Source organism: Pseudorhodoferax sp. LjRoot39, from assembly GCF_964253035.1.
Classification (GTDB): Bacteria; Pseudomonadota; Gammaproteobacteria; order Burkholderiales; family Burkholderiaceae_C; genus Pseudorhodoferax.
Window position 1 is genome coordinate 3,033,513 of record NZ_CAXUQL020000001.1, and the last position, 13,588, is coordinate 3,047,100.

The 13,588-nt window shown below is 69.7% G+C and carries 3 protein-coding genes (1 of these 3 running past the window's edge); all 3 read right to left on the reverse strand.

The window, feature by feature from the left end; all coding sequences use genetic code 11:
• Tightly spaced (at most 46 nt apart), the 3 genes in view from ACSQ4M_RS14275 to ACSQ4M_RS14285 form a layout consistent with a single transcriptional unit that may run on beyond the window.
• On the reverse strand, positions 1–10,501 hold the 5' portion of the coding sequence (locus ACSQ4M_RS14275) for a cadherin domain-containing protein (protein WP_436190160.1). The gene continues 17,210 nt to the left of window position 1, outside the view; the window shows 10,501 of its 27,711 coding nt (coding positions 1–10,501); the start codon lies at positions 10,499–10,501; its stop codon lies beyond the left edge, outside the window.
• A 4-nt stretch (positions 10,502–10,505) separates the two neighbouring features.
• Entirely contained in the window at positions 10,506–11,384 is an 879-nt protein-coding gene (locus ACSQ4M_RS14280) for an efflux RND transporter periplasmic adaptor subunit (protein ID WP_436190161.1), read from the reverse strand.
• 46 nt (positions 11,385–11,430) lie between these two features.
• Positions 11,431–13,470, reverse strand: a complete 2,040-nt coding sequence (locus tag ACSQ4M_RS14285; protein ID WP_436190162.1) for a prepilin peptidase — start codon at positions 13,468–13,470, stop codon at positions 11,431–11,433.
• Positions 13,471–13,588 lie beyond the last annotated feature (118 nt).

Genomic DNA, 13,588 nt, shown 5'->3' on the forward strand with positions numbered 1-13,588 from the left:
CGGTGTCCAGCCGCAGTCCGGTGGTCGTGCCCCCGGTGCCGGGCCCGGCCAGCACGATGGCCGGGCGGCTGCCATTGGCCGCGAAGCTGTCGTCGCTGCGGCCATCCATGAACACCGGCTTGGTGATGTCCGGCAGGGCCGTGGCCAGGTTGATGGTGTGCACGCCGGTGCCGGCGATGGCGAAGTTCAGCAGCGTGGGCAGGCCGTTGACCACCGTGTTGTTGAGGGCGATGAGGGCTTCGCGCAGGCTGATGAAGCCGTCCGCGCCCTTGGTGGCCAGCAGCGTGGAAATGCTGGTGGTGTCGCCGTCCACGGTGTCGGCCGCCGTGGTCACGACCAGCACGTTCTGCTGCGTGGTGTGGATGGCCACCACGCTGCGCGCGAACTCCGAGGTGTCGCTGAAGCTGCCATAGCCCGCCACCGATTTCGTCGCCGTGGCCGAGATGAAGGCGCCCGCGGCCACGGTGGCCGACAGCGTGGTCGAGAAGCTCGCGTTGCCGCTGCCGTCGGTCAGCACGTTGACGAAGCCCAGGTAGGTCTGGCCCTCGCCGTAGCCGGTGGCGTCGTTGCTGGTGCTGGCGAACAGCTCGATGCGGATGTAGGTGTTGGCCGTGCTGTTGATCGTGCCCGTGATCTCGAAGCTGCCGCTGCCGTTGGTGCGCGCCAGCGTCAGCACCGGGAAGTTCTGCAGGTTGTTGGCGCCGGTGTCGCCGTCGCCCGTGTCGTTGGCCGTCACGCCCGCCGTGCCCAGGTCGATGCCCAGGCCACCGTTCGAATGCATGCTGTTGCCCAGCATGGCATTGCCTGTGCCCGCCCCCGCGGCGATGAACACGCCCTGGTTGCTGTGGCCCGCGATGAGGTTGGCCTGGTTGGCGGCCGTGCCGCCGATCCGCGTATTGCTGGTGCCGGTACTGATGTAGACACCGATGGTGCCGCCATTGCCGCTGGCCACGCCGGCGGCGTTGGTGCCGATGTAGTTGCCCACGATCACGTTGCCCGTGGCCAAGGCTGAATCCAGCGTGATGTTGCTTGTGGTGTTGCCGCTGATCACGTTGCGGTCGACCGCCGAGGTACCGCCAATCGTGTTTCCCGCGGTGCGCACGATCAGGCCCCAGTTGTTGGTGCTGCTGCCGCCGATGGTGCCGTCCGTGCCCAGCCGGCCGATGTAGTTGCCGGCGATGGTATTGCCGGTCGACGTGCCCTCGATCCAGATGCCGGTCTGGAAGCCCTGGATGACCAGGCCGCGCACGGTGCTGCCGCCGCTGCCACTGCCGAGGGCCACCCCTTCGCCGCTGCTGGCCGCGCCCGTGCCCGACAACACGATGGCCGGACGTCCGCCGTTGGCCGTCGTGCTGGCAGTGTCGGTGCCGCCGTCGATGACCACAGGGCGCACGATGGTGGGCAGCTCCGTGCTCAGCGTGATGGTGTGGATGCCGCTGCCAGCGATGTTGAAGTTGATGAACGTGGGCAACGCACTGGCCGGTGTGTTGTTGATCGCGATGATGGCTTCGCGCAGGCTGATGAAACCGTCCGCGCCCTTGCTGGCCAGCAGCGTGGACAGGCTGGTGACATCGCCGTCCAGCGTGTCGGCGGCGGTGTCCACCACCAGGATGTTCTCCATGTCGTTGCGGCCCAAGGGCACACCGCTGATGGCCACCACGCTGCGCGCGAACTCCGAGGTGTCGGTGAAGCTGGTGTAGCTGCCGTCTGTGGCCCGGGTGGCCGTGGCCGAGATGAAGCTGCCGGCTTCCAGGTAGATGCCGGTGAAGGTCTTGGTGAACGTGGCATTGCCTGCCGCGTCGGTCAGCACGTCGACAAAACCCACGATGGTCTCGCCTTCACCGTAGCCGCTGGGGTCGTTGCCGGTATTGGCGAACACCTCGATGCGCAGGTACGTGTTGGCCGTGCTGTTGATGGTGCCGGTGATCTCGAACAGCGCCCAGTTGTCGGTGCGCGCCAGCGTCAGCACCGGGTAGTTCTGCAGGTTGTTGGTGCCGGTGTCTGTGTCGCCTGCGTCGTTCGGCGTGACGCCATCGAAGCCCAGGTCGATGCCCAGTCCCGCATTGCCGTAGATCTGGTTGCCGAGGATGGCATTGCCCGCACCTGCGGCGGAGGTCAGCAGGATGCCGCCGTTGGCGCCGCTGAAGGCCACCACGTTGCCCTGGACGAGGCTGCCGCTGGCGCCGCCGTCGAGGAACATGCCGGCGGCGATGCCCACGCCCCAGTTGGCGGTGCCCGCAGCATCCGTGCCGATGCGGTTGCCCTGGATGAGGGTGCCCGAGGAGGCGATCACACCAATGGCGCTGTAGTCGGTGCGGGCGATCCAGTTGCCCTCGCCGGCACCCAGGCCGCCGATCTGCGTGTTGTTGGCGCCGCTCGCGACCAGAATGCCCTGGCCCGGACTGCTCGCGGCGGAAAGGCCGTCCGGCATCACGCCGATCCAGTTGCCCTGCACCCGGTTGCCGATGGAACCCGAGCCATTGACGAAGATCGCGGTTTGGGGCACCCCGATGATCACGTTGCGGTCGGCCAGGCTGCTGCCGCCGATCTGGTTGGCGCTGGCGTTGTCGACCCAGATGCCGGCTTCCACCGTGGTGGCCAGCATGTGCCCACCCGCGCCGATCGTGCCCAGGTAGTTGCCGACGATGGTGTTGTTGTCCGATCCGGGCTCAATGTAGATGCCCGCGTAGAAGAAGTTCGTGATCGCCAGGCCGCGGATGGTGCTGCCGCTGGCACCGGCCTGCAGCACCAGGCCACTCTCGGTGTTGTTGCCATCGATCTGGATGGCCGGCTGGCTGCCGTTGGCGGCAAAGCTGTCATCCGTGCTGCCATCGATGATCACGGGGTTGGCGATGTAGGGAAGGTCCGAGGCCAGCGTGATCGTGTGCAGTCCGGTGCCGGCGATGTTGAAGTGGATCAGCGTGGGCAGGCTGCCGGCCGGCGTGTTGTTGATCGCCGTGATGGCCTCGCGCAGCGAGATGAAGCCGTCCGCGCCCTTGTTGGCCAGCAGCGTCGACAGGCTGGTGGTGTCGCCGTTGACGGTGTCGGCACTGGTGTCCACCACCAGCGTGTTCTGCGTGGTGGAGATGGCCACCACGTTGCGTGCGAATTCAGAGGTGTCGCTGAAGCTGTTGTAGGCCGCGTTGGACCGGGTGGCCGTGGCCGAGATGATGCTGCCTGCCGCCACCGTGGCGCTCAGCGTGACGGAGAAGCTGGCATTGCCCGAGGCGTCGGTCGCCACGTTGACGAAGCCGATGAAGGTCTGGCCCTGGCCGTAGCCCGTGCTGTCGCCGCTGGTATTGGCGTACAGCTCGATGCGCAAGAAGCTGTTGGCCGTGCTGTTGACCGTGCCGGCGATGTTGAAGGTACCCGCGCCATTGGTGCTCGCCAGTGTGAGCACCGGGAAGTTCTGCAGGTTGTTGGAGCCGGTGTCGGCATCGCCCGTGTCGTTGGGCGTCACGCCGTCGTAGCCCAGGTCGATGCCTAAATTGAAAGTGCTGGCATAGATCGAATTCCCCAGAATCGCGTTGCCTGAACTGTTCGCGCCCTGCATCCGGATCCCGCCGGTGGCATTTCCGGCGATGAGGTTTCCTTCTCCCGGATTCACGCCGCCGATCACATTGTTTTGCGCGCTCCCCGAAATCCACACACCGGTGCTGTTGAACATCAGCGGAGTTCCATCGGCGTCGGTACCGATGTAGTTGCCCACAACGTGGTTGCCCGCGGCGCCAGCCTGCAGGAGGATCGCGCCATTGTTGAAGCCCGCCATCACATTGCGATCGGCGGCATTCACGCCGCCGATCGTATTGTTGCTTCCGCCATCAACAAGGATGCCGGTGAAGGTGCTGCTGTTGGAGCTCGAATCGACGCCGCCGGTCGGCAGCAATTTTCCGATGTAGTTGCCCGCGATGGTGTTGCCATCCGAGCCTGCGCTGATCTGGATCGCCGGTCCTGTGAAGCCATTGATGACCAGGCCCCGGATCGTGCTGCCGTCGGCGTTGGCACCAAGCTGCAACCCGATGCTGACTGCTGCGCCGCCTTGCAAGACGATGGCCGGCCGCCCGCCGTTGGCCGCCACGCTGGCGGTGTCGCTCGTGCCGTCGATGACCACCGGCCGGTCGATGATGGGCAGCGCCGAGCCCAGCGTAATGGTGTGCACGCCGCTGCCGGCGATGTCGAAGTGGATCAGCGTGGGCAGGCTGCCGGCCGGCGTGTTGTTGATCGCCGTGATCGCTTCGCGCAGGCTGATGAAGCCGTCGGCGCCCTTGTTGGCGAGCAGTGCGTAGATGTTGCTGGTGTCGCCGTTGACCGTGTCGGCGGCGGTGTCCACCACCAGCGTGGTCTGTGCGGTCGAGACGGCCAGCACGTTGGCCGCGAACTCCGAGGTGTCGGTGAAGGCGCTGTAGGCCGCATTGCTCCTGGTCGCCGTGGCCGAGATGAAGGCGCCCGCCGCCACCGTGGCCGACAGCGTGGTCGAGAAGCTCGCATTGCCCGAGGCATCGGTGGCGACGTTGATGAAACCCAGGAAGGTCCTGCCTTCGCCGTAGCCCGTGCCGTTGGCGCTGGTGTTGGCGAACACCTCGATACGGAAGAAACTGTTGGCCGTGCCGTTGAGCGTGCCGGCGATGTTGAAGACACCTGCGCCATTGGTGCTCGCCGAGCTGAGCACAGGGAAGTTCTGCAGGTTGTTGGCGCCGGTGTCGGCGTCGCCGGTGTCGTTGGCCGTCACGCCGTCGCCGCCCAGGTCGATGCCCAGCCCCCCGCCGGTGTTGGCCGTGCCGTAGAGGCTGTTGCCCAGGACCGCGTTGCCCGTGCCGCCGAACACCGTGATGGCGTCGGACCCGCTGGAACTCTGGTTGGAGAAGGCCACCACGTTGCCCTGGCCTGCCGTCGTGCCGCCGATCAGGTGGTTGTCGCCCCTGATGCGCATGCCGCTGCTCCCGCCGCCCCAGTTGGCCGTGCCCGCCAGGTCGGTGCCGATGCGGTTGCCCTGCACCGTGATGCCGCTGGTGCCGTCGCTCAGGATGATGCCCGACACCGAGGTGCTGCCGATCCAGTTGCCCGAGATCACCATGCCCGCGCCGGAGGTGAACACCATGATGCCGGTCGGCGGGGTGCTGATGCGCGCCGTGCCGGCGGCATTGATGCCGATGCGGTTGTCCAGCACCTGCGTGCCACCGCCGCCGGTGTTGATGCCGACGCCCACGTCGCCCGCGCCGGAGATCATGTTGCCCTGGATCAGCGTGTTGGCCGACGAGGCACTGTTGATCCAGATGCCGGACTGCAGGCCCGTGAAGCTGGCCGTGCCGCTGGCGTTCGTGCCCACGTAGTTGCCCAGGATCCGGTTGCCGTCGCCGTCGGCGATCAGCACGGCGTAGAAACCCGCCGCCGTGCCGTCCAGGCCGATCACGTTGCGATCGGCCGCCGTGCTGCCGCCGACAATGTTGTTGCTGCTCTCGATCCAGATGGCGTCGTCGCCGGAGGCCACGGCCGCCTGCTCGCCGTTGGCGCCGACGGCGCCCAGGTAGTTGCCGACGATGGTGTTGCCGCTGGAGCCGGCCGTGATGCGGATGGCCGAGGCCGCGTTGTTCGAGGCGTAGTTCTGGATCACCAGGCCGCGGATGGTCGAGCCGCTGGAGCCGGTGCCCAGCCGCAGGCCGTCGCCCGCGATGCCGTTCACGTTGACGACGATGGCCGGCCGGCCACCGTTGGCCGTGACGCTGGCCGTGTCGGTGGTGCCGTCGATCACCACCGGCCTGGTGATGGTGGGCAGCAGCGACGACAGCGTGATGGTGTGCACGCCGCTGCCGGCGATGCTGAAGTTCACCAGCGTGGGCAGGCTGCCGGCCGGCGTGTTGTTGATCGCCGTGATGGCCTCGCGCAGCGAGATGAAACCGTCGGCGCCCCTGGTGGCCAGCAACGTGGAAATGCTGGTGGTGTCGCCATCCACCGTGTCGGACGCGGTGTTCACCACCAGCACGGCCTGCGTGCTGGAAATCGCCACCACGTTCTTCGCGAACTCCGAGGTGTCGGTGAAGCTGGCGTAGGCGCCGTTGGCGGCCTTGGTGGCCGTGGCCGAGATGAAGGCACCTGCCGCCACGGTGGCGGAGATCGTGGTGGAGAAGGTGGCGTTGCCCGAGGCATCGGTGGCCACGTTGACGTAGCCAAGGAAAGTCAGGCCCTCGCCATATCCCGAGCTGTCGCTGGCGACGTTGGAGAAAAGCTCGATGCGAAAGAAGCTGTTGGCCGTGCTGTTGAGCGTGCCCGTGATCTCGAAGCTGCCCGCGCCATCGGTGCGTGCCAGCGTCAGCACGGGGAAGTTCTGCAGGTTGTTGGCGCCGGTGTCGCCGTCGCCCGTGTCGTTGGCGGTCACGCCGGTTGCGCCCAGGTCCAGCCCCAGGCCGCCGCTGGAGTAGATGCTGTTGCCGAGGATGGCGTTGCCTGTGCCGGCGGCGGCATCGATGGAGACGCCTATGCCCGAATGCCCGGCGATCACGTTGCCTTCACCGGCCCCGACACCCCCCACCTGGTTGTTGAAGGAACCATCTGTGATCACGATGCCGCGGCTGGCACCGCTGCCGCTGCCGGCCACGCCTGCCGCATTGGTGCCGATGTAGTTGCCGATCACCCGGTTGCCTGTGGCGCCGGCGTTGTCGATGTTGACTTGCGCACTGGCGTTGCCGGTGATCACGTTGCGGTCGGCCGCCGAGGTGCCACCGATGGTGTTGTTGGCGCTGCGCACGTCGATGCCAAAGAGGTTGCCCGTCGTGCCTCCGGTGATGTTGCCATCGGCGCCCAGCGCGCCAAGGTAGTTGCCAACGATGGTGTTGCCGCTGGAGCCGATGGCGATGAAGACGCCCTCGTAGAAGCCCTTGAGGACCAGGCCGCGGATGGTGCTGCCGGCAGCGCCGCTGTTCAGTTGCAGGCCCGTGAAGCTGCGGGTGGTGCCGTCGAGCACGATGGCCGGCTGGCTGCCGTTGGCCGCGAAGCTGTCGTCGGTGGTGCCATCGATGACCACCGGCCGGTTGATGTGGGGCAGCACCGAAGCGACCGTGATGGTGTGCACGCCCGTGCCGGCGATGTTGAAGTTCACCAGCGTGGGCAGGCTGCCGGCGGGCGTGTTGTTGATGGCGGTGATGGCTTCGCGCAGCGAGATGAAGCCGTCGGCGCCCTTGGTGGCCAGCAGTGTCGACAGGCTGGTGGTGTCGCCGTCCAAGGTGTCGGTCGCCGTGTCCACCACCACCACGGACTGCGTGGTGGAGATGGCCACGACGCTTTTGGCGAACTCCGAGGTGTCGGTGAAGCTGCCGTAGCCGGCCACGGACCTGGTGGCCGTGGCCGAGATGAAGGCGCCGGCGGCCACGGTGGCACTGAGCGTGGTGGAGAAGGTGGCATTGCCGCTGCCATCGGTCAGCACGTTGACGAAGCCCAGGTAGGTCTGGCCCTCGCCGTAGCCGCTGGCATCGTTGCTGGTGTTGGCGAACAGCTCGACGCGGATGTAGGTGTTGGCCGTGCTGTTGATCGTGCCGCGGATCTCGAAGCTGCCGCTGCCGTTGGTGCGCGCCAGCGTCAGCACGGGGTAGTTCTGCAGGTTGTTGGGGCCGGTGTCGGCGTCGCCTGTATCGTTGGCGGTGACGCCGCCGGGAGCCAGGTCGATGCCCAGGTAGTTGGTGCCGTAGATCGAATTGCCCAGGATCGTGGCGCTTGTGCCAGAGGCTCGCACAAAGACGCCACCGGAGTCGGTGCTGTTGAGCCGGTTGGCGTAGGCGATCACGTTGCCCTGGCCTGCACCGGTGCCGCCAATCAGCACGCCGACGGCACCGCCGGTGACGGCAATGCCCTCGTCATAGATGCCCCAGGTGGCCGTGCCTGCCGCGTTCGTGCCCAGCCAGTTGCCCTGCACCGTGGTATTGCTGCCGCCCTGGATGTGGATGCCGGCGCCGTTGCCGCTGCTGAGCGGGGATGCGATGACGTTGCCCGCACCCACCGCACCGATGCGGTTGTTGTCGGCAAAGAAGACATAAATGCCGCGCGCGCCGTTGCTCACCTCATCCACCCCGAGCGCATCGATACCGATCCAGTTGCCCAGGATCTGGTTGCCGCTGCCCTCCACCCGGATGCCGTTGGACAGGTTGCCCGAGACCACGTTGCGGTCGGCGGTGGCCGCGCCGCCGATGGTGTTGTTGGCGCTGAGGACGTAGAGACCGTTGGCGCCATTGCCGGTGCCACCCGCCACGCCGGTGGCCGCCAGCCGGCCGATGTAGTTGCCGGCGATGGTGTTGCCGTCGGAGCCGGAGTCGATCTGGATGCCGTCGCCCTGGAAGTTCTGGATCACCAGGCCGCGGATGGTGGAGCCGCCCGAACCGCTGGCCAGCACCAGGCCGTCGGCGTTGAGGTTGTTGCCGTTCAGCACGATGGCCGGGCGGTTGCCGTTGGCCGCGAAGCTGGCGGTGTCGGTGGTGCCGTCGATGATCACCTGCTTGGTGATGCTGGGCAGGGCGGAGGCCAGCGTGATGGTGTGCACCCCGCTGCCGCTGATGTTGAAGCTGATCAGCGAGGGGCCGGAAGCCGCGTTGGCGTCGATGATGGCCTGGCGCAGCGTGCCGGCGCCGGAGTCGGCAGTGGTACTGACCGTCAGGACGTTGAGTGCCGTCGTGGCGCGGTAGGCGGAGAACTCCGAGGTCTCGTAGAAGCCCGTGAGGTTGGTGGAGGCGCGCGTGGCCGTGGCACTGATGAGCGCGCCGGTGGCAACGTTGGCGGAGAACGAGGCCGTGAAGCTGGCGTTGCCCGAGGCGTCGGTGACCACGGTGACGGCACCCAGGTAGACCCGGCCCTGGGCCGTGCTGGTGCCCGCGGGGCTGGCGTAGAACTCGATGCGCAAGCTGGTGCTGGCCGTGCTGTTGAGCGTGCCCTGCACGGCCACGGCGCTGCTGGCGTTGGTCTGAGCTCCCGTCAGCACCGGGAAGTTCTGCAGCCCGTTGGCACCGGTGTCGGCATCGCCGGTGTCGTTGGCGGTGGCGCCGTCGTTGCCCAGGTCGATGCCGATGGAGGACACGCTGGCGATCATGTTGCCCAGCACGCTGGCCACGGTGCTGGTGCCGGTGACGACCACGCCCTTGGCACCGCCGGCGATCACGTTGCCTTCGCCGACATTGGCGCCGCCGACCGCATTGGCGGTGCCGGCCGAAATGCTGATGTTGGCCGTGGGCGTGCCCAGGGTGGTGCTGCCTCCGTTGTTGGTGCCGACCAGGTTGCCCTGGACGGTCACGCCGCCGGTGGCGCTGCTGACGATGTTGTTGGTGTTGCCCGAGACCAGGTTGCGGTCGGTAAGCGCGCTGCCACCGATGGTGGTGGCGCCGCTGCCCGCCATCGAGATGCCGGTGGCGTTGGCGCTGACGGCTGTGCCCGCTGCGTTGGTGCCGATGAAGTTGCCGGTCACCGTGAGCCCGCCCACGCTGGTCAGGATGCCCGCGCCAGCGAAGCCGCCGATGGCCAGGCCGCTGACGCTGCTGCCGGCGCTGCCGGCGCCGAAGTTCAGGCCGTTGACGCCGGCCCCGGCGCCCGAGCCGTTCAGCGCGATGCGGATCACGGCGTTGCTGCCGGTGCTGGCGGTGTTGACGCTGGCGTCGGACTGCGTGTAGCCCAGGATGGTGGTCGCGCCGGTGATGGTGGGCAGCGCCGAGGTGAGGTTGATGGTCTGCAGGCCGGCGCCCGCGATATTGAAGTTGATCGTGTCGGCGCCTGCGTTGGCATTGGCGTCCGTGATGGCCTGGCGCAGCGTGCCGGCGCCGCTGTCGGCCGCACTGGTCACCGTGTAGGTGGCCAGCAGGCCCTGCCACTGGGCCTGGGTCTGCAGGCCGAAGGCCAGCTGGGCCTCGATGTGGCCGGTCTGCATCTCCAGGGTCCAGTTGCCGCCGAGCGCGGCGGCGCCGGTGGCGTCTGTGGAGGCCGCGACATCGGCGCCGGTCAGCTCGGCCAGGCCCTGCACGAGCGCGCGGCCGGCATCGTCGCTGGCCACGTCGCAGCCGTACAGCAGGATGTCGGCGCCCGCCGCCAGGTGGTTGCCCCAGCCGGCGATGTCGGCCGCGCGGGCGAGCAGTGCGTCGTTGTCCAGTGCGTCCTGGCCCAGCTGCACGGCGCCGGTGCCGCCGTGGCTCACGATGTGCAGCGCGGTCACGTCGCTGCGGCCGGCCAGCGCGGCCGTGATGGCGGCCACGCCGTCCTCGCCGGCGCCCACGCGCACCACCTCGATGCTGCGGCCTTCGGCGGCCTGGGCGGCGATGTCCTGCAGCAGGGCGTCGGCGTCGGGCACGCGCTCGTCCAGCACCACCAGTTCCACCTCCGGCTGCGCCTGCGCGGGCGCGGTGGCGTTTGACTGCTCGGCCTGGGCATCGGTCCGGGGCAGCGTGGCGGCCAGTGCGCCGGCCGGGGTGTCGGCCGAGTACAGGATGCGCCGCTCGATGTCCTCGAGCAGCGGGCGCTGGCGCGGCGGCAGGGGCATGGCGTTAACGCGCGGCGGCGCCGTTCATCGGGGTGGCGGGTGGGGTCTTGGCGGCGGCGGCCAGGCCCAGATCGGCGCGGCAGCGCAGGCCGGCCGGCAGGCTGCCATCGGCGTTGGGCAGGTCCAGCCGCAGCCGGAAGGTGTTGCTGGCCGGGTCCAGCACCTGGTCGATCTGCACGATGCTGGCGGTGCGCACTTCGGCGCCGGGCAGCTCGGGCGTCACCTGGATCTTCTGGCCGACCTTGAGCTGGCCGAACAGCGGCAGCGGCGCCACCAGCTCCACGCGCAGGGTGGCGACGGCGGCGATGCGGAACAAGGCCTTCTCCTCGAAGCGTTCGCCCAGGTTGGCGTAGCGCTCCACCACCACGCCGTCGAAGGGCGCGCGCAGCGTGCGCTGGGCCAGCTGGGCCTCGGAGGTGTTGACCTCGCGCGTGGCCGTGCGCAGTGCCTCGCGCACCTGGGCCACGCGTTCCTTGGCGACGCGGAATTCGGCCTCGGCCTGCTCCAGCGCCTGGGCCGAGACGAAGTTCTCGTCCTTGAGCGACTTGGCGCGGTCGCGCCGCAGCTCGGCCAGGTCGAGCGCGGCGACGGCGCCGCGCAGCTCGCCCAGGCTTTTGGCGCGCGACTGGGCCGCCTCGGCGCTGGCGCGCTCCACGTCCGAGCGCAGCGTGGCCAGCACCTGGCCCTTGCGCACGTGGTCGCCACGGTCGGCCTGCAGCGTCTGCACCACGCCGATGACCGCGCTGCCGACCTCGGCCACCTGGGCCGGCTGGATCAGGCAGGCCAATGCCTGCGGCGCCGGCTGGGCCTGGCTGGCCGGTGCCAGCAAGGCCGGCAGCAGGCCGAGCCAGGGCAGGGGGGAGCGGCGTGGCGGTGGGGGCATCGGCGGGTGGTGGTGCATCGGTGTGGGCGAATCAAGGATGGCACGGTCAGCGGCGCTGGCCTGTGAAGCACAGGCTGGCGTCGAAACGGATGTCGTGCTGGAACAACTGTTGCCGGCGCCGGGCCTGCAGCCGCTCGGTGCGCTGCTGCTCGCGCCGCAGCGCCCAGGCCAGCAGGGCGGGCGGCAGGGCGGCGCGGCCATCGGCGCGCACGCGGCCGGGCAGCAGGCGCAGCAGCCGGTGCAGGCCGGACAGCCGGGCGCCGGTGCCACCGGCCTCGTCCGTCGCGGCGGCCGGTGGCGGGCGCGGCACCAGCCAGGTCTCGTGGCTGCCAGGCTGGCCTTGGCGCGCGGCGCGGCCGGAGAGCTGGCGGTCGTGCCGGCGCGAGGCGTTGTGCTGGCAGCTCAGCACGTGCAGGCCGCCGGCGGCCAGGGCCAGGGCGTCCAGGTGGATGTCGGTGCCGCGGCCGGCCATGTTGGTGGCCACCGTGACCTGGCCGTGCGCGCCGGCCCGGGCGACGATGGCGGCCTCGGCGGCATCCAGCCGCGCGTGCAGCACCTGGTGGGCCACGCCGGCAGCGGCCAGGGCGGCGCCCATGGCCTCGCTGGCGGCGACCGAATCGCAGCCGACCAGCACCGGCCGCCCGCTGGCTGCCAGGGCCTGGATGCGCACGATGGCGGCGCGCTGGCGCGCTGCGTCGTCGGCGTAGCAGCGCAGCGGCCAGGCGCTGGCGCGGTCTGGCAGGCGCAGCGGCACGCGCAGCATGGTGCAGCCGTACAGCTGGCGCAGTTCGGTGCGGCCCTCGGCCAGCGTGCCGCTCATGCCGCACAGCCGGTGGTAGCGGCGGAAGAAGCGCTGGTAGGTCATCTGCAGCATGGTCTCGGACTCGGGCGGCATGGGGATGCCTTCCTTGAGCGCCACCAGGCCGTGCAGCCCGCGCGACCAGCGCCGGCCGTCGGCGATGCGGCCCGAGAGCATGTCGACGATGGCGATCTCGGGTTTCTTGCGCTGGGCCGGATCGCCGGGCACGACCACGTAGTCGCGGTCGCGCTGCAGCAGGTGGCGCGCCGTGAGCGCGGTGACCACGGTCTCGGCGCGGTGCTGGGCATTGACCCACAGCGGCCCCAGGCCCTCTGCCAGCCGGGCCAGGCGTTCCAGGCCGGCGGGAAGCATGGCGGCGCGCGCGGGCTGGCCCGAGAGCGCGAAGTCGTGGCCCGGCACGAGTCGGCCGGACAGCGCCCAGGCCTGCCACAGGAAGGCGCGGGCGGCGGGGTCGGCCACCTCGCGCGAGAGCACCAGCGGCATCTGCGCCTCGTCGATGAGGATGCTGTCGGCCTCGTCGATGACGGCCATGCACAGGCCGCGCAGCACCGGGCCTTGGCCGTCCTGGCTGGTCAGCGCACGCGCGCGCTGCTGCAGCGGTGCGCTGCCGGTGCCGTGGCGCATGCGGTCGCGCAGGTAGTCGAAGGCGGCCTCGCGCGCGGTGGCGTAGACCACGTCGGCGCCATAGGCGTGGCGGCGCTCGGCCTCGTCGTGGCGGGCACCGACCCAGGCGCAGCGCAGGTGCAGCAGCCGGTACAGCGGCGTGAAGGTCTCGGCGTCGCGCTGCACCAGGTAGTCGTTGGCGGTGAGCACGTGCACGGGGATGCCGGCGAGCGCGGCGACGCCGGCCGTCAGCGCCGCGGCCAGCGACTTGCCCTCGCCGGTGGCCATCTCGGCCAGGTGGCCGCGCAGCAGGGCCAGCGCGGCCATCAGCTGCGTGACGTAGGCCTGGCGGCCCTGGGTGCGGCGCGCGGCCTCGGCCACGTAGGCCAGGGCCTGGGCGGCGGCGGCGCCGTCCAGGCCACCGCGCAGCAGCAGCTGCTGCACGGGCTCGCGCAGCGCGGCGAAGGCCTGTTCGTCCAGCGCCTGCCACTGCGCGGCCTGGTCCCACACGGCCTGCGCGTGCCGGCGCCAGGCACCGGGCCAGCGCAGCGTGAAGGGCAGCGGCAGGCCGCGGCGCCAGCTGCGTCCGCCGGGCGGCTCGGGCCGCTCGGGGTAGCTGCCCCAGCGCATGCCGGGGACGGGCAGGGCGGTTGCGGGATTCATGGCGTCATGACCGTCCAGCGAACCGTGCACCCCGACTGGTCTGATGGCCGCGGAGCAGGCCGTTCCAGCAGACGCTTTGGCCCGGGCTCCGCCCGGCCGCTGGCGGCGCCCCCTTGAG

Coding starts and splice junctions, on each gene's coding strand:
- ACSQ4M_RS14280 (WP_436190161.1), bottom strand. CDS start 11,384: ATGCCCCCACCGCCACGCCGCTCCCCCCTGCCCTGGCTCGGCCTGCTG.
- ACSQ4M_RS14285 (WP_436190162.1), bottom strand. CDS start 13,470: ATGAATCCCGCAACCGCCCTGCCCGTCCCCGGCATGCGCTGGGGCAGC.